We start from the raw sequence: 17,684 nt of genomic DNA, 5'->3' as shown, positions 1-17,684 counted from the left end.
ATTTTCTCCTTTTGCATGCCTTTATATTACCACAAATCGGGCAAAATTTCAAGTCTTGTATTGTACTGCCGACTGCGTCTATACTGGCAGAAGAGGTGATAAATATGGCAGAAAATTTCTCTTTGAATCCCGTTCAAATGCAGATGCTTGCCGCTGTGCAGGAACTGCAGAAATGCAATGAGGTTTCCGGTCACTTTGGGCTGGAGCTTTCCGACACGCAGATTCACACATTGGTGGAGCAGCGCTTTGCGTCACTGCACGACAACGGCCGTGTGGAATTTGGCGGAGGCATTTTGGCAAAGCTTATCTATGCATTCTGTGACTCCCCTTTTATTTCCCCGGAAAACTACGAAGAAACGTTAATTGAACTGCAAAACGACTTTTACTACTACAAAAATGAATCGGAGGATGAACTGACAGATGATGAATTAATTGCATTCATGGTTCAAACATTCAATGGTAGAGCACAGGGGTCATTAGAATATCTGGCGGAAACCTCACTGGATGATCTTTGCCGCAAAACACGCTATGGCAGCGAATTTGATGAAAAGTGAGATGCTTATATGGAAGAAAACGTTTTGTCCCTGTTTGGAGAAGATAGTGAATTGACCGCAAGTGAACTGAATATACTTTCCATGCGGCTGTGGGAATTGCTTTCGCACAAAACGAAACTGTATGCCATTGACAGCAGTTCGGTGCGGGCTGAAACCGCGCAGGAGCTGCTCTCCTCCATTTGTTTCCTGCTGCACCTGTATCTAAAAGAGAACGCTCTGCCCGTGCGGTATTTGCTGAAAGCCGAAAGTTTGGAACCTGTTTATGAAGCCGCACTGAAAACCGGGCGGCAAGCGTTTCTGCGTTGCAAAGGACTGTACCAGCAAGCGTGTGAAAGCGTTCCGCAGATTGAAAACACCTCTTTATCAGACACTCTGCGGGACATTGGGCGGTCTTTTAAAACTTATGATGTTTACTATTTTGCGCATCAGGTAAACTGTACCATTGATTATCAGCTCTGCCATGCTGTACCCGAAAGTCTTTCCGGCACAGAATACCTTTGCGAATATCTGCGCCGCCTGTGCATAGAAAACCATTTTCTCACCCACTTTTCAACTAAAAAAGTGATACAGCTGCTGAACGCTTACTGCCCAGACTACAAAGGTCTGCTAATCAATTTATATGAGCCGGTTTTCGTCAATACACTGGGGCTCGCTCTGCTGCGGCAGGATATTTTCCCGCTAAATCTGACACAAACGCAAAAATCTGAGATTCTGGAGCTGACATCGGGACTGACAGAGCAGCAAACATACACACTGTTCCACACCGCCGCAGAATCTGTATGTACCGCGGTGGAGGCGGACGTAGAAGAAAAAACCTATGCAGTGCAGACTGCGGTGGCACTATACCCGCGTTTTCATGCGGCAGCGGTGCACGGAAGCCTTGACGGTGTGTTCTGTTCCTGGTAAATTACGGAACACAAACCGGCAGCCGTCCATGCGCGCGAAGTTGCTGGTAATTTGCTTTGGCTTTTAGACACTGCTGCTGAATTGCCTAAGAAAGCAGAGGTCTAAACGCCACGCTTATACTGGACAATCCGGTCAGTTGTGTTATAATACTTTATATACATTTTTTACAAAAATTTTGTGGCTTTCTTTTACGGAACGCCGAGGAGGTTTATATGTCCAAACACAAGAAGATTACTGTCATACTCTGCGCTGTACTCGCTGTTATCGCCGCTGTTCTGGTGATTTTATGGGTTCGCTTCGGATACCGCGCACAAAGCTGCAGTAACACTTCCTACGCCATGGGCACCTATGTGCAGCAGACCGTTTACGGCAAAGACGCACAGGCCGCTGCCACCGCTGCAGCACAGTCTGTAACTGCGCTGGAAGATAAGATTTCCTGGCGTGTGGAAGACAGTGACATTTACAAGTTGAACAATGCCTCCGGCTCTACCTGGGAAACCATAGACAGCTACACCGCTTCCCTGCTGAAAATGTCACTTGACGTTGCACAGAAAACAGACGGTGCATTTGACCCTACCGTACTGCCGCTGACTTCCCTGTGGGATTTTGACGGCAAGCAGCACGTTCCCACCAGCGATGAGCTGAAAAACCTGCTGCCGCGTGTTAATTACAAGGACCTGCGGCTGAATGAAACCGACAAAACTGCTTCCCTGAAAATGCACTACGAAGGTGTTGACCTCGGTTCCGTTGGTAAAGGTGCCGCATGTGACAAAGCAGTGGAGGCTTATTCCAAAACCGGCGTGCAGGCTGCAGTCATCGCGGTGGGCGGCAGTATTGGCCTTTACGGAAACAAGCCGGACAATTCCGGCTGGAGTGTTGCAGTGCGCGACCCGAAAACACCGGACAATGAAACAGGCAGCGTCGGCACTATTTCTCTGGAGGGCGGACAGTATGTTTCCACCTCCGGTACTTACGAAAAAGAATTCACCAAGGACGGCAAAACCTATCACCATCTGCTGAACCCTAAAACCGGTATGCCGGAAAACAACGGCCTTGTTTCTGTAACCGTTGTCTGCAACAACGGTGCGCTGAGTGATGCGCTTTCCACCGCCTGCTTTCTTCTGGGCAAAGACAAAGGGGCCGCGCTCGCTCAAAGCTACGGCGCACAAACCATTTACGTTGACAGCAAATCCAATGTTTATGTTTCTGCCGGACTGAAAGACCGCTTTCATCTCACCGGCAGCAGTTACCGGCTTGCCGCTTAAAATTAAGAAATTGTTTTTAGCAGCTTGCTTTCCGCCGCTTTCACAGTAAGCAGCGAAAAGTCAGCATCAAATATTGCCCTACATTCTATTTCAATTTAGGAGAACCATGTTTAAGAAAAAAGACCTGCTCCTGATTCTGCCGGTGCTGGTACTTGCCGTTGGACTGCTGCTGTGGAACAATTTCCGGCCGAACACGCAAACACTGACTGCAGTTGTGGAAGAAAACGGAAAGGTCATTCATACCTATAATCTTTCCACGCAAACAACCACACAGTCAATCGATATCGGCGGCAGCTACCATGTAAAACTGCTGCTGGAACCCGGAAAAATCTCTTTTTCCCACTCTGACTGCCCAGACCAAGTGTGCGTACGCACTGGGAAGCTGACCAAAGCCGGGCAGGCGGCTGTTTGCCTGCCCGCAAAAGTCAGTCTCCGGCTGGTCGGCAGCAAAAGCGAGGTGGACGGTGTCACTGGATGACACCGCTTTCAATGAAAGCTAAAATACGCATTTCCCAAGCAACGCGCCGCGTGGCTTTTATCGGAATGCTCGGCGCACTGGCACTGGTGCTCTCCGCACTGGAAGCCATGCTGCCGCCGCTGCCGATGCTGCCGCCCGGCGCAAAGCTTGGGCTTTCCAATATTGTTACCATGTATGCGGCCGGTGCTGTGGGGCTGGTGCCGGCACTTTGTATTGCACTGCTCAAGGGACTATTTGCAGGTGCAATGTCCGGCTCTGTCGCGCTGCTAATGAGCACGGCGGGTGGTCTTGCCAGCACCCTGGTTATGTGGCTGTTGCTCCGGCCGAAAAAACAGCCGTTTGGCACCATTGGCCTCGGTGTTGCCGGTGCGCTGACGCACAATATGGCACAGCTCGGCGTTGCTGCCCTACTGACAACACCGGCGGTTGGCTGGTACGCACCGTGGCTGCTGTTGTTCGGCGTGGCAGCGGGTATCCTTACTGGGTTAGTTCTGCGTGCAGTAACACCGTTTTTGGAACACTTCAAAACCTGATGTCTTTCAGCTTTGCACTGTATTTGTGTGAATGTTCAGGGTAGATGTGCCAATTTTGTGCTTTCAATATATGTATTTTTGTTCTTTTTTAAACAAAGCCATTTACTTTAAAGTGTTTTTGTGCGATATCTATTGTGTATTCTTATCTTATATAGATAGTGAAATATAGATTCAAGTCAAGTTAAGTATTGGAGGGAAAAGTATGGAATTGAGCTTTCCAAAGAAACCATTCCGGACGCACGGCGGTGCTGCGGTCCCACACCGCAAGCACACCGCGCAGACGGAGTCTGTGGTTATGCCGGTTCCCGGTGAGGTTGCCATCCCCATGCAAATGCATGTGGGCGCTCCCTGCACCCCGCTGGTAAAGCCCGGCGACTTGGTAACAGTCGGCCAGAAAATCGGCGACAGTACCGGCTTCGTCAGTGCACCAATCCATGCAAGTGTTTCCGGCAAGGTAAAGGCAATTCAGAAAATCCAGCTTTGCGGCGGCGGTTATGGTGACGCAGTCATCATTGAATCCGACGGCAAAATGGAACTGTGCCCTGACCTGAAGGCTCCGGAAGTAAGTGACCTGAAAAGCTTCCTGAAAGCTGTGCGTGAGTCTGGACTGGTCGGTCTGGGCGGCGCAGGTTTTCCGACCCATGTGAAGCTGAACGTTCCGGAAGGCAAAAGCGTAGACACACTGATCATCAACCTTGCAGAGTGCGAACCATACCTCACTGCGGACAACCGCGAGGCTCTGGAAAACACCGCAAATGTGCTGGACGGTGTGTTTGCCGTAAAGAAAATGCTCAAGCTCAGCCGCGGTGTGATTGCCGTGGAAAGCAACAAACCGCAGGCAATTCAGCAGCTAAGCGCAATGCTTGCTGCTGACAAGCGCAACGCAGACGGCAGCGTCGGCGTACTGCCGCTGCGTGCAACGTACCCACAAGGTGCTGAAAAAGTGCTCATCAAGGCATGTACAGACCGCGAAGTTCCTATGGGCAAGCTGCCCGCTGACGTTGGCTGCATTGTGATGAACATCACCAGCGCGGCATTTTTGGGCGGCTACCTGAAAGACGGAATTCCGCTGATCAAAAAGCGCCTGACAGTGGACGGCGGTGCCGTTTCTCAGCCCAAAAACGTAATTGTGCCGATTGGCGCGCGCGTACGGGATGTCATGGAATTTGTTGGAATGAAAGAGGAACCGGCAAAAATTTTGGTTGGCGGCCCAATGATGGGTATGGCTGTACCCAGTGTGGACGTTCCGGTGCAAAAGCAGAACAACGGACTGCTCTTTTTGAGCGAATCAGAAGCGCACAAACCGGACGTTACCGCCTGCATCCGCTGCGGCCGCTGTGTAATGGGCTGCCCGATGCATCTGGTGCCCACCAAACTGGAAACCTACGCAAATGCAAAGGACGTTGCTGCACTGCAGGAGTACGACATTATGGACTGCATGGAATGCGGCACCTGTGCCTTTAACTGCCCGGCAGGGCGTCCGCTGGTGCAGGCTATCCGCATCGGCAAGGCGCTCGTCAAAGCAGGAGGTGCTAAAAAATAATGGGTAAACTACTTGTTTCTTCTTCCCCGCACGTACACACCTCTACCAACACGCAGCGCATCATGCTGGACGTAATTATTGCACTTGTTCCCGCCATGGTCGCCTCCATTGTTCTGTTTGGATGGCGTTCGCTGTGCCTGCTGATTATTTCCGTACTTACCTGTGTACTGTGTGAATACTTATGCCGCAAGGCAATGAAGCGTGAAAACACAATTTTTGACCTTTCCGCTGTAGTTACCGGCATTCTGCTGGCAATGAATGTACCATCCTCCCTGAATCCGCTGATGCTGATGCTGGGTGACGTTGTTGCAATCGTAGTTGTCAAGCAAATGTTCGGCGGCATTGGCCAAAACTTTGTAAACCCTGCGCTGATGGCGCGTATTATCCTAATGAATTCCTTCCCCGGCCCGATGGCCACTTGGCCGAAGCCGCTGGCTGCGGATGCCGCTACCACAGCGACTCCGCTGGGAATCATCAATCAGCACAATACTTTCTCCGCAAATTATCTGCAGCTTTTCCTCGGCGACCGCGGCGGCTGCCTGGGTGAAACCTGCGCACTGGCGCTGCTGCTCGGCTTTGCATATCTGCTGTACCGCAGAGTCATCACCCCGGTGATTCCGCTGGTGTACGTTGGCACTGCGGCACTCCTTTCCCTGCTCATGGGCCGCGACGTGCTGACCGACATACTCTGCGGCGGCCTGCTGCTGGGCGCAATCTTCATGGCAACGGACTACACAACCAGCCCCATTACGCTTAAAGGACAGATTATCTATGCCATTGGCTGCGGCTGCCTGACCATGCTGATTCGGCAGTTTGGTTCTCTGCCGGAAGGCGTTTCCTATTCCATCATCATCATGAATATTCTGACTCCACTGATTGAGCGCGCGACCCGCCCGCATGCATTCGGCAAAGCTCCCAAAGAAAAGAAAAAGGAGGCGGCGCAGCAATGAAAGTAAAAGTTACTGCTAAAGATGTTGTAAAACCTGTTGTCGTTCTCTTTTTAATCTGCCTGATTGTTTCGGTGCTGCTGGCCTTTACAAACCAGCTGACAAAAACCAAAATTGTTGAGATCAACAAACAAACTGAGCAACAGAGCCAACAGCAGGTGCTGCCGAACGCCGATTCTTTTGAACCGAAAACTTCTCAGGGCCTTAACTATGCTGTCGGCAAAAAGGGCGGCGAAGTTGCAGGCTATGTTTTCACCACCTCCAGCAAGAGCTACGGCGGCGATGTGAAAGTCATGACCGGCATCAGCAAGGAGGGCAAAGTGACCGGTGTAAATCTGGTTTCCTCCAACGACACCCCCGGCCTTGGCCTGAATGCACAGAAAGCCTCTTTCCGCGACCAATTTAAGCAGGCTGTGCCCGCAAGCGGCAAGTTTGACGTCAACAAAAACGGCCAGACCGGCAACGGACAGATTGCGGCACTGACCGGCGCCACCATTACCAGCAAGGCTGTTGCCGATGCTGTCAATCAGGCTGTTGCAAGCTTCAACACTGTAAAAGGAGGTGCCTGACAGATGGCTGAAAAGAAAGTAAGCCTTTGGCATGAGTTTACCAAGGGCCTTATCAAAGAGAACCCGGTTCTACGGCTGGTTCTCGGCTGCTGCGCCACACTGGCACTGTCCACCGCGGCAAGCAACGCAATCGGCATGGGCGTAGCCACCACCTTTGTTCTGGTCTGCTCCAATGCGGTTATCTCTGCACTGCGCAAGGTAATTCCGGACAAAGTCCGTATCCCCTGTTACATTGTCATTATTGCAGGCTTTGTTTCGGTTGTGCAGATGCTGATAGAGGCTTTCTCCCCCGATTTGAAGGCCACACTCGGAATTTACCTGCCCCTGATCGTTGTAAACTGCATTATTTTGGGCCGTGCCGAAGGTTTTGCAAACAAGAATAAGGTCTTGCCCAGCATTATGGACGGCCTTGGCATGGGCTGCGGCTTTACCATTACCCTGCTGCTCATGGGCACTATCCGTGAGATTCTCGGCTCCGGTACATTCTTCGGCATGCAGGTCATGCCGGCAATGTACCCCGGCATCATCATTTTCCTGCTCCCTCCCGGCGGTTTCTTTGTGTTTGGCATGCTTATGGCAATTACCAACCACATTACTGAACGCCGCGGCGGCACGCCTGTGCGTGACATGAGCTGTGATGCCTGCCCGATGGCCGCCTGCTGCGGACATGTTGAAACAAAGCACTCCGCTCAGACAGCTGCACAGGTTCCGGCAAAGAGTGTTGTGGAAAACAAATTCATCAAAGAACCCGCTGCAGATACGAAGGAAGGTGAGCAGTAATGGATACATCTTTTCTCGTTTCGCTGCTCTCCATTTTCCTGTCCTCCATTTTGACGGAAAACTACATCCTCAGCAAATTCCTTGGTATCTGCCCATTTCTCGGCGTTTCCAAAAAGCTGAACACCGCAACCGGCATGAGCATGGCTGTTATCGCGGTTATGTTTATTTCCACTGCGGTTACTTTCCCAATCGACCAGTACCTGCTCAAGCCCTACAACATGGAGTACCTGCAGGTGGTTGTGTTCATTCTGATCATTGCATCTTTGGTGCAGCTGATTGAAACCATCCTGAAAAAATCCATGCCTGCTCTGTATCAGGCACTTGGCATTTACCTGCCGCTGATTACCACCAACTGCGCCGTGCTGGGCATTACGCAGCTGGTTCTGACAAAGAATGAAAACTATGGTCAGGCACTGGTCAATGCTTTTGGTTCCGGCGTTGGCTTCCTGGTGGCAATGGTCATTTTCGCAGGCGTGCGGGAACGCATGGAACATAACGAATTCCCGAAATTCGTGCAGGGACTGCCGATTACATTGATTTCTGCTTCCTTGGTTGCCGCTTCATTCCTCGGCTTCGCTGGTATGGTAGACGGCATTTTCGGCACCATTACATTGGTTGCACCGAAAACCAACACAATGGAGCTTTCCGGCACCATGCAGATTGTCATTCCAATCATTACCGTATGTGTACTCGGCATTGTATTTGCACTGATTCTTTCCGTAGCCTCCACGGTGCTGGCTGTGCCGAAAGACCAGAAAGAAGAGGACATTCGCGCCATGCTGCCCGGCGCCAACTGCGGTGCCTGCGGATTCTCCGGCTGCGACGGCTATGCTGCAGCTCTGGCTAAAGGTGAAGCAAAGCCCGGTCTGTGCGCACCCGGCGGTGCCGCCGTGGCAAAAGCTGTTGGTGACTATTTGGGTGTCGGCGGTACTGCTGAAGCCAAAGTTGCTGTTGTACAGTGCCTTGGCAACGATGACAACTGCCCGGACAAAGTACAATACGAGGGCATTGCCTCTTGTGCGGCTGCTAATCTGGTAGCCGGTGGCTCTTCAAGCTGTGCATACGGCTGTATGGGCATCGGTGACTGTGTGAATGCCTGCCAGTATGGCGCCATTCAGGTCTGCAACGGTGCTGCTGTGGTTGATGTAACGCGTTGCGTCGGCTGTACCATGTGCACACAAGCCTGCCCGCGCCATCTGATTAAGATGGTGCCTAAGAAGCGTCAGGCAGTTAACCGCTGCTCCAACTGTGACAAGGGTGCTGCTACTACCAAGGTCTGCAAAATTGGCTGCATCGGCTGCGGCAAGTGCGCAAAGGTCTGCCCGAAGGATGCAATCACCATTGAGAACTTCAATGCAACTGTTGACCCCGAAAAGTGCGTTGGCTGCGGCCTTTGCACCAAGGAATGTCCGCGCGGCTGCCTGACTTTGATGATCGTACCAAAAGACTAATCCTTTCGTCTAAACAGCAAAAGGCTCTGAACTGTCTGTAGCGACAGTCCAGAGCCTTTTAATTATGCACAGTAATACGCAATCGCGGCCACCATAAACGCCGCCGTCCCCTCGCCAATGTACATCTGCCCCAAGCAGGCAAGAATCTCGTTGGTACATCTGTAAAAATTCTCGGTACTGAATCCGTAACAAAAAGACGAGCGGCAGAGGATAAACTCCGCCTCTCGTTTTATCTCCCATTGACTTGTTTTCTGATTCCTACAGCCATATAATCGGCCATTTTTAGCGCTTGAGTGCTAATTTTATCAAATTCCGAAATATCGTTTTCATAATGGCCCTCAATGCGCTGAACAGCTTCTGCCTCTGTCATTTCCAGATGGTCATACAACATTGCTTTCCAGCTTTTCACTGACCAAAAGCAATTGATGCTTGCAAGGAAATCCGAAATTTCATCAGCATTGGTATACCACTTCTTCCGTTCAGACTCTACTAAATCGGTTTTTCCATCCTTTGCAGCATTAACCAGATTCGCTGCAATTAAGAGGTGCTCTGTCAGCAGGTTTTGAAATTTTCCAGCCTTTTGTTGTCCATAGTATTGGACTAAAATTTTTTCAAAGTCTTTTGGATTACGTAAGAGGCGATTGGTTACATATTTCAGATCATTTAGGCCAGATACAGTACTAATAATGAACAATCTCGTCCATACAACATGTTGCATCCATAAATCACGAAAAGCGAGTGTTAAATCCCTCTGCATTCTACAGTTATTCATAAAGGCTCCTTATCACCTTCGGCTTGCTTCAGCTTAAAAATCATGGATAACAATAGAATATGCAAAGACAGACTAAATGCTCTCAGTACAATTCTGAATCCCACAGCGTTACATCGAGCAGCTGACCTGTTGCAGGTCAGCTGCTTACCGGCATCTGCAACAGCAGCATTGTTGATGCATCATTTGACCGCCAGAGCAGCAATGACTATTTTTCCCACTGCACGGCAAAGACACGCGGCTGTGCAGGTGTGGCGGTTAATGAAAATTTTTTTGCAGTTAAGGTGGTGTAAATATGTCAGTGGATGTAAGCATATTAATAGGTATCGCTGGTTGCTTGGTCGGCGTTGTCGGCAGGATGGCTGGACGAGATAAACACACCGTGCGCAATAAGCATACCACCGTATTGACCGACTTGACAAAATTGTTGGACACAAAGACTAAAAAATGGAGGCATGTATTATGAAAATCAATTGGACTGTACGAATCAAGAATAAGACATTTTGGGTAACTGTCATTCCAATGGTGCTGTTGCTGCTTGCACAGGTGCTGCAGTTGTTTGGCATAACAATTGATTTTACCGGACTAAGCAGTCAACTGCTGGCGATTGTAGGCACTGTATTTGGATTGCTGGCACTGCTTGGTGTGGTTAACGACCCAACCACTGCGGGCGTGTCTGACAGCAAACAGGCACTGACTTATGAGCAGCCAAAGCAGTAATACATAACGATGCCCCGGTGGGTAGCTTGCAGCTGCCTATCGGGGCATTTTAATTTCTCCGGCACTTATCCCGCCGAATCCTACAATGACGAGATAGGCGTACATACCGATGGTTGCGGGGGTGCGCAGTACATTGTATGTGCAACATTTCGCAAAATTGCTTAATTATGTGACTCACCATTAGAATCAAAAAAACATTATTAGAAAATGCCGTATTGCCTTGTGGAATCTCCATGCGGTCTGATTCCGGTTTTCACATCCACGCGAGTGGAAGCGTGTGTCAGCAGATGATTGTCTTTGCCGTACACGTCAAACATGATGTAGGCCGTTCCGGTACCTTTGCCGGTAACCTGATAATTACCGTTTGCAAGCTTCGCCACCGACGCAATTTTGCTGTTGGTTGAGTAATGCTTCAACACTACGGCCTGCCCCTCTGTCAGCCACGCGCTGATTTGATAGGTACCGCCGACAGACATCACATAGTTTTTGGTATCCAGCGTCAGAGAGTCCTTTGCATCCGGGACAGTGTAAACACCCATCTGACGTGTCGAATCTCCTCTGGACTGCGCACTTTGTTTTACATCAATGCACGTGGAAACATGGCTGAGTAATTGATTTTTACCGCCATACACGTCAACCATCACATAGGCCGTACCAACGCCTTTTCCTTCTGCCTGAATGTTTCCGTTTTCCAATCTTTTTGCAGTTAAAGTTCCATTATTGGTTGAATGGATTTTTACCGAAACATTTTTCTTTCCCGTTAGACTTACGCCGATTTGGTACTTGCCGCCAACAGGCATTTGGTAGTTAGACGTGTCCAGTGAGATGGTGCTTCCCGTTCCTGCGATGATATAATTACTGAAATGGGTGGTGGAAAAGACAAGAAAGCCGTTTTTCACCGTCGCGTTCATGTCAGTCAGCGTGCTGTCCGATTCATTCCGGAACACACGCGGTTTCCCGCGCAGCCCCGCAGGAAGCGGAATACTCACCGTGACGCTGCCAGTGAAAGATACGGGATTTCCGCTTTGGTCAAGCAGTTTAATATTGTAAAGATACGGCACACCGATGATGTTCAGCGCAGAGTCGTGTACGGCTGAATTGTATGTCGCCGCGCCCTGCGGGTCTGCTTTGCCGTCCGGCGCTCCCTGCGGAATGCCCGCCGGTGTTTCCGGCATCACGAAAAACGCCAGGCTTGTTACATTGGGCGAAAACACCGCGCCGGAAAGACCTGCTTGCGCTCCGGTTGAAGCATTCACAATGATTGTCGGCAGAGCAGTTGATGTTGAGGGCATGGGTGCTGGTGTTGGCATTGGCATGGGTACTGTATTCTTTACCGTTACGACAAGGGACTGGTCGGTTCCGGCGTTGAACTTGAGTGTCAACACCGTTTTACCGCTGGAAAGCGTTGCAAGGTAGGACTTTAGAATGGTCACTGTGCCGCCGTCCTCTGAAATGGTATAATCACTGTCTTTCACAAGTGCAGTGTCACCGTTTGAAATGTTGCTGAGCGTGTTGCCGTTAAGCGATAAGGAAATATCCTTGTAGCCGTCGCTTGAAGTGTATTTATCAAAAGTCGCTGTCATAGGGGCCATCTTCGTTGTGAAGTGAACCTTGACAACCTTGGATACCTGTGTGCCATCGCCGCTTCCGGCGACTGCCACTATGCAGCAGTCATAGGCCGTACCTTCTTTTAATCCCGTCAAAGAAACATCAGACACCGTGTCTTTTGATAAATCGATGGTTCCGGTGGAGTTTCCCATAATGTCACCGGCCAGCGGTGTCGGGGAAACACCACCTTCATAAAGTCGGTAATAGCCTTTTGCGTTGTTGGAACCGAACACCTTAAGGTCAGCACTGGTTGCCTCTTCTCCCGCTAAAGCGGCGGTAATCGCAGGCAGCGAATCGGAAAAATAGATCTTGGTGTAATAGCCTTTGACCATTCCGGTCGAATACGGTTCCGTTAAGTATTTTGTTGGATTTTTTTCTCGATAAACAACCGCCTGTTTGCCTTCCGCGGGAATGATGCAAAAATTACCTTCCGCATTGATAACATTGCAGTCTCTTCCCTGCCATGCCTGCAGTAATTCGATCACTCCACCCTGAACAGTACAGGTTGCATTATAGGCTACTTTAGCTGTACCAATATTTGAACTGGTGTTTCCGAAGATATAATGCCCGCCTTTAATGGTAAGAGTACCACCTGTTACCACAGAGTAATAGTTACCCTTTACCGTTAATGTATCGCTATCTCCGCCATCAAGAGTGAGACATCCATTCACGACATTGATTCCATTTGAACCGTCGTTCGTATTCGTATTAATTAGCGAATTCGTTCCACTGATTGTAACAGTAGGGAAACCCGCACGCACACAAAAGATGCTGTTTGCGTTACTGTCAGTACTGATATTGACATTTTGCATTGTGATATTCGGCGAACCGCCATTTACCACGATGCGGGTAGCCGCTGCAGTAACGCCGGGTTTCATCCCAACAAGATAGGTCCCGCTGCCCGTGAAAGTCAAAACATCGTCGGCATAGGTATAGTCCGTCCCCGGCAATCCGCCTGAGACGGTAAGGTCTCCCGCATCCGCTTCGCTGTAAATTACGTCTGCGGCAGCCGTGTAGATTTTGCCGCCCACCGCAATTTGTGCGGTAACCTTTATATTTTCTGTCTCGACTCCCATATCAAGCAATCCGTAAGTGGCATTGATGAATGAATTTGTCCCGCCGGTAAGGCCCCATGAAGCAAGATAGCTGAGGCCCGCCATCTGGTCGGCAGTCAGTTCCGTGCCGTTGTACTTTGCACGCACCGTAAACTGCTGTGTTTTACCACTTTGCCCTTTGACAGAGACAGGCGAAATGAAAAACTTCAGGCTGTCATAGTCAATGGTTCTGTTTGCAGTGACCGTGACGTCCGAGTCCCCCATCGTCAGTGTAGTGGTTTTGCTGGCAGAATCCGTAAAAGCTGCACTGCCGCTGGAAATCGTCCATTTTGTAAATTTGTTATAATCCACATCTTCAGTCGAGATGTTTACGGGCTTTCCCACAAGGTACAGCCCGTCGCCCGTTCCGTTTTGTACCGTGAGCTTATGACCCGCCACAAAACTGATTGTCATATTGTCAATCCGAGTGATGTCAGCTTGCTGATCCGTACCGTAATTTCCTGTATAGGATGTTATTGGTGTGCCGTTTTCCGGATATTCCACCTTGGAAACCATACCAGTCTTCGGCTGCAGTACGTTGCCCCAACCGCTGGTACTTTGACCATATCCATCGCTGCCGCTTACATTTCCGTCCCCAATCGCCATACATTTGTTTCCATCGTGTGAGTAAGCCGATACTGTTCCGCCGGATATTACGATATTCCTGCCGGTATACGTATTGGTACCACCTGTAAAATTGCCGCCGCCGCCGATTGCAGCACCATATGCACTCTCTGCTCGCACATCTCCGTCGGTAATCTGAATATTTGTTGCCGAGCCCTGATTACCGCCGCCGATGGCGGCGGCGCAGCTTAAAGAAGTTGCCTGAATCGTGCCGGACTGGATGATGATGTTTGCCGTGTTTTCCACATCGTTTCCACCGATTGCCGCGCCGCCGGTATGGTCACTGAAATATCCGCCGGTCGCTGCTAACGTTCCGGTGCCCGCTATGACAAGCGTACCTTGCGTAGCTTTTCGAACTGCCGCCGCCCGTGAAGAAATACTAAACGAAAAATTGTTTAAATTGCTTAGCATAAGGGTAGTTATACCTGCCGAATCAATTGAGATGGGATTAATCGAGGTACTGCTGGACATTATGTTTAATCCGTTCAGCGTAACAGTATGATTTTTGATACCGGTAATTTGGATTGTATTCGTGGTTTGCTGGTGGTTGTTCCCATTTACCGTTATATTTTCAGGTGAGCTATCGTTAATGGCAACGCTGCCTTGCGTTAGGTCATAGGTTGCTGAGGCCGCTGCCACCGCCGGCGTTGCCGCTGTCGGCAACATCGTGAGCAACAAGCACAGTGCCAATATGGCGCTGAGTATTTTTTTCTTCATTGTATCCCTCCGAAAGTCCTTATTTTTATGACTCAATATAATCCTCAAAATAAAGAATAAACACCACCAGTGTAAGCGCCACATCGAAATTAGCCGTTGGATATCTGTTCCCTGTATGTATGCGCTTCCAGCGTCTTTTTCTCCTTTTATTGCTCCGATTCCAATTCATCAGAGTATTCGATTATGAATGCGGCGCACAAAAGTGCGGCTTCCGTTTCCGACATTCCGTTTTGTATCAGTTTGCCGATGATTTCCGCTTCTTGTGTCACGCCGCTCATCACCGTTTTTATGATGAGTTCATATTGTTTTGAAACAGCCTTTTGGGTTGAGCCACGGGCAAAAAAGTATTCCCCCTCATCTTCCCAAATGAGGAAATCGTGCTGAAATTTCATAGCAAGCTCCTTATAACAGACATACCTTTTTTGTGGTGCCTGTGATTGGGAAACGATTCATGATCCTATTGTATAGGACATTTCTTTTTTTGTCGCCGTACTAAAGTACAGGTTTACATGAATTTTCTGAAATTTTTTATAAAAAACGGCTGTCTGACTGAAGTCAAACAACCGTTTTTGATTATCACAGCAAATCAGCTGCATTTTGAATCGCCTGCGTGCGGCTTTTTACTTTCATCTTGGCATATAAGTTCCCTGTGTGAAATTTCACCGTCCGCAGGGTAACACCCATCAATTCAGCAATCTCATCATTGGAAAGTCCCTTGCACAGCAAACGCAAAACTGCTTTTTCCGTATCCGTCAGCGGTTCTGTCAACACCTGTTTGGGTTTTTGATAATTCGGATAAAGCAGTGCATAATGCCTTGTTTCTTTTAAAATCAACTCCGCATATTTTTCGCTTGTGGAAAGAGTGACTTTTTGCAAAAGGGGCAAAAGGGCGGCACCTTCCTCCGCAGCAAAGCGGATAAATCCATAATACTCACACCGCACAAGCGTGTCGTCAAGCATTTTCTGCCACCCGTCCTGTCCCAAGCGGTATTGGGTAATTGCAAGCAGAATTCCTGCTTCCAGTTGTCCGTAAGTTCTATCATAGTTTTTGAAATAATCCAAAAGTCTGCCCAAAAGCTGAAGCGCGTTGATATATTTTCCAGTGGTCAGATAGCACCGCACCTTTGTCAAATAGCGGCAGCGTTTCATAATGTGAAAGTGTTCATTTTCATCGGGTGCTTTCTCTCGCATCCACAAAAGCGCCATGTCATTTTTTCCTTCCATCAGCAGGAACTTCGTACGCACAGCTTCAATATTGTCAACCAAACCTTTCATTTTTTCCTTTTGCGCACGATTTCGCATATTGTCCAGCAAAGCGTAAGCGGAGGGAAGATTGTTTTGCATCAGCATCATACGGGTTAAAATACCGATTGCAGCAAACTCCATTTCCAGCGTGCCTTTAAAAGCGGCCGCGTTCTGCCCCGCATTTGCGAGCATCATCACTTCCGTCAGATTGTCGGAGGAGCATTTTTCAAACAGGCTTTCCGCAAGGGCAACATCGGCAATCCCGACGCCATATCTTCCAAGAAGTAATTCACAGGGTTTTTTCATCAGTCTGTAAATCTGCCGGTCATGCCGAACCCACGCACAAAAATCCTTTCCTCCGTTTAGTACGCTTGGCAGATTGCTCGTAACGGAAAATTCCTGCAATCGAAACGCACCTGATTCATATGTTTTGGCTACATTAAGAAGGAGTGCTGTGATATGTTTGCTTCCCCTATGCGGCAAAGAAATTTTTAAATAACATAGCTTACCCTGTACAAATTTGTAGTTTTTATCCTGTTTCTCTAACTGTTCCCCATAATGTTCGAGTTCTGAAAACCAATATTCGCTTTCTTCCGGCTGACAGCAAAGGGAGCACAGCATACACATACCACTCATTAGCTCAGGAGAAGCAAGGATGGTATCTTTCGGCAGTGCCCGGTAATAGGTTTCCGTTTCATAATAATGGCCATTACCAGGGTGCCGCTGAGAATTGAGAATCAACAGCTCGGAAATTTTTTCGGTATTGTCGCTTAACTGATAATATTTCAGTGCGTTTTCAATATCATCTTCCAACTCATAATAGAGAGCCGCATTATGATAAGTGGCATATATAAAATCTTTAGAACATACGAGACGCTGTTTGCGCGTCAAATATTGGTGGAACAATGGGTGCACCGAGTAAGTATGAGGAGGTATAAAAGTAAGATAACTTCCACCGGATAAAGCTAATGTAATAATTTCCATCACATTTTTTTTGCCTGTTACCATACTAGCCATGTCTTCTGTGAACTTATCGAAAGAAGCCATGTGCAGTAAAAACTTTTGAAGATTGGAATCCCAATGTTGAAACAGCATCTTATCATAGCAGTCAAAAATATCAATTCTTGTCCGCTCAATGGTCTGGGTACTCATCGGTTCTCCCTTTGCAAGTCTGTTTACTAATAAGGAAACTCCCATTGTGTAACCCTTTGTCGCCATTTCTATCTGTGCAGGGAGAAATGGGTCGGTTAGTTGATAGAGCGCCAGTAAATCAGAAATCATAGAACGGTCAAAGCATAAGAATTCTTGATTATAGCATTCCAACTGCCCTGTCAGTTGAAATGGCTTCAGATATGCAGGAAGTACACTTCTTCCAACGAGAACAAAGCGGCTGTCTGCGTTCATAGTCATAAGGCTTACAATTAGCTGTTCTTCCTCAGGTTGGGTAATCCAGTGTAAATCATCTATGACAATCAGCTTATCTGCAATCTGATTAATTTTTTTGAAAAAATCTTCCTGCTTAGCAGAAAAATAGACGTAACTTTTGTGTGTCTTCTCCAGCCAATCAAGGACGGCTGTTGTCTTACCCCAACCGGTATGTCCGCTGATATAAATTGCTTTCTTATTAAGTAATTCCCTTTCAAACGATTCATATAGGGCCGGACGTTCTAGGATCTGCTTTGTATCCATTGAAAACACACCTCCTCATTTTAAACCATTATACAGCATCTTCACTTTTGCCGCTATACGAAACCTTTATCTAAGTGTCAAGCGTGCATTGGTAATAGCGGTATATTTGTGTACTTTGTGAGTCACTTATTTTTAGGGAAACATTAAATAAGCATTCGGACATAGAAGCTCAGGTGGAAAAGTTAAGAATCG

15 protein-coding genes are annotated in these 17,684 nt (G+C 48.5%); 11 read left to right on the top strand and 4 right to left on the bottom strand.

Annotated features, from left to right (window positions below):
- Positions 1 to 104 precede the first annotated feature (104 nt).
- The 10 genes from H6X83_RS03530 to H6X83_RS14550 all read left to right on the top strand — a co-directional run bounded on the left by H6X83_RS03530 (position 105) and on the right by H6X83_RS14550 (position 9,026).
- A complete protein-coding gene (locus H6X83_RS03530; RefSeq protein ID WP_212507782.1) occupies positions 105 to 554 on the top strand; it encodes a DUF6323 family protein in 450 nt (149 codons plus the stop codon).
- 9 nt (positions 555 to 563) lie between these two features.
- Positions 564 to 1,460 carry a DUF6179 domain-containing protein gene (locus H6X83_RS03525; RefSeq protein WP_212507781.1) on the top strand — a complete coding sequence of 299 codons (897 nt, stop codon included), beginning with the start codon at positions 564 to 566 and terminating at the stop codon, positions 1,458 to 1,460.
- A 212-nt stretch (positions 1,461 to 1,672) separates the two neighbouring features.
- A complete protein-coding gene (locus H6X83_RS03520; RefSeq protein WP_212507780.1) occupies positions 1,673 to 2,725 on the top strand; it encodes an FAD:protein FMN transferase in 1,053 nt (350 codons plus the stop codon).
- Between the two features lie 106 nt (positions 2,726 to 2,831).
- Complete coding sequence (locus H6X83_RS03515; protein ID WP_212507779.1) at positions 2,832 to 3,203, top strand: NusG domain II-containing protein; 372 nt, start codon at positions 2,832 to 2,834, stop codon at positions 3,201 to 3,203.
- An 11-nt stretch (positions 3,204 to 3,214) separates the two neighbouring features.
- Complete coding sequence (locus tag H6X83_RS03510) at positions 3,215 to 3,736, top strand: Gx transporter family protein (protein ID WP_212507778.1); 522 nt, start codon at positions 3,215 to 3,217, stop codon at positions 3,734 to 3,736.
- Positions 3,737 to 3,938: 202 nt separating this feature from the next.
- On the top strand, positions 3,939 to 5,279 hold the full coding sequence (gene rsxC, locus H6X83_RS03505) for an electron transport complex subunit RsxC (RefSeq protein ID WP_212507777.1): 1,341 nt from the start codon (positions 3,939 to 3,941) through the stop codon (positions 5,277 to 5,279).
- A complete protein-coding gene (locus tag H6X83_RS03500; protein WP_212507776.1) occupies positions 5,279 to 6,229 on the top strand; it encodes an RnfABCDGE type electron transport complex subunit D in 951 nt (316 codons plus the stop codon). The genes rsxC and H6X83_RS03500 overlap by 1 nt, the downstream gene beginning before the upstream one ends.
- A complete protein-coding gene (locus tag H6X83_RS03495; protein WP_212507775.1) occupies positions 6,226 to 6,795 on the top strand; it encodes an RnfABCDGE type electron transport complex subunit G in 570 nt (189 codons plus the stop codon). The genes H6X83_RS03500 and H6X83_RS03495 overlap by 4 nt, the downstream gene beginning before the upstream one ends.
- A 3-nt stretch (positions 6,796 to 6,798) precedes the next feature.
- Complete coding sequence (gene rsxE, locus H6X83_RS03490; protein ID WP_212507774.1) at positions 6,799 to 7,575, top strand: electron transport complex subunit RsxE; 777 nt, start codon at positions 6,799 to 6,801, stop codon at positions 7,573 to 7,575.
- Positions 7,575 to 9,026 carry an RnfABCDGE type electron transport complex subunit A gene (locus tag H6X83_RS14550; protein ID WP_246419489.1) on the top strand — a complete coding sequence of 484 codons (1,452 nt, stop codon included), beginning with the start codon at positions 7,575 to 7,577 and terminating at the stop codon, positions 9,024 to 9,026. The genes rsxE and H6X83_RS14550 overlap by 1 nt, the downstream gene beginning before the upstream one ends.
- 229 nt (positions 9,027 to 9,255) lie before the next feature.
- On the opposite strand, the gene H6X83_RS03475 is transcribed toward H6X83_RS14550, so the two are convergent.
- Entirely contained in the window at positions 9,256 to 9,798 is a 543-nt protein-coding gene (locus H6X83_RS03475; RefSeq protein WP_246419486.1) for an acetylglutamate kinase, read from the bottom strand.
- Positions 9,799 to 10,257: 459 nt separating this feature from the next.
- Between H6X83_RS03475 and H6X83_RS03470 the strand changes: the two genes are divergently transcribed.
- Positions 10,258 to 10,515, top strand: coding sequence for a phage holin (locus H6X83_RS03470; RefSeq protein ID WP_212507773.1), 258 nt, complete (start codon positions 10,258 to 10,260; stop codon positions 10,513 to 10,515).
- Positions 10,516 to 10,715: 200 nt separating this feature from the next.
- On the opposite strand, the gene H6X83_RS03465 is transcribed toward H6X83_RS03470, so the two are convergent.
- From H6X83_RS03465 to H6X83_RS03455, 3 genes are all read right to left on the bottom strand, one after another.
- Positions 10,716 to 14,558 (bottom strand): X2-like carbohydrate binding domain-containing protein, encoded by a 3,843-nt coding sequence (locus tag H6X83_RS03465; protein ID WP_212507772.1) that lies wholly within the window; start codon positions 14,556 to 14,558, stop codon positions 10,716 to 10,718.
- Positions 14,559 to 14,704: 146 nt separating this feature from the next.
- Complete coding sequence (locus H6X83_RS03460; RefSeq protein ID WP_212507771.1) at positions 14,705 to 14,950, bottom strand: hypothetical protein; 246 nt, start codon at positions 14,948 to 14,950, stop codon at positions 14,705 to 14,707.
- Positions 14,951 to 15,134: 184 nt separating this feature from the next.
- Complete coding sequence (locus H6X83_RS03455; protein ID WP_212507770.1) at positions 15,135 to 17,492, bottom strand: helix-turn-helix transcriptional regulator; 2,358 nt, start codon at positions 17,490 to 17,492, stop codon at positions 15,135 to 15,137.
- Between the last annotated feature and the right edge of the window lie 192 nt (positions 17,493 to 17,684).

The sequence above is a fragment of the Caproicibacterium amylolyticum genome (assembly GCF_014467055.1).
In the GTDB taxonomy this organism is placed as follows: Bacteria; Bacillota; Clostridia; order Oscillospirales; family Acutalibacteraceae; genus Caproicibacterium; species Caproicibacterium amylolyticum.
The sequence above is the reverse complement of the archived record's forward strand: the minus strand, read 5'-3'. Positions and strand labels throughout refer to the sequence as shown.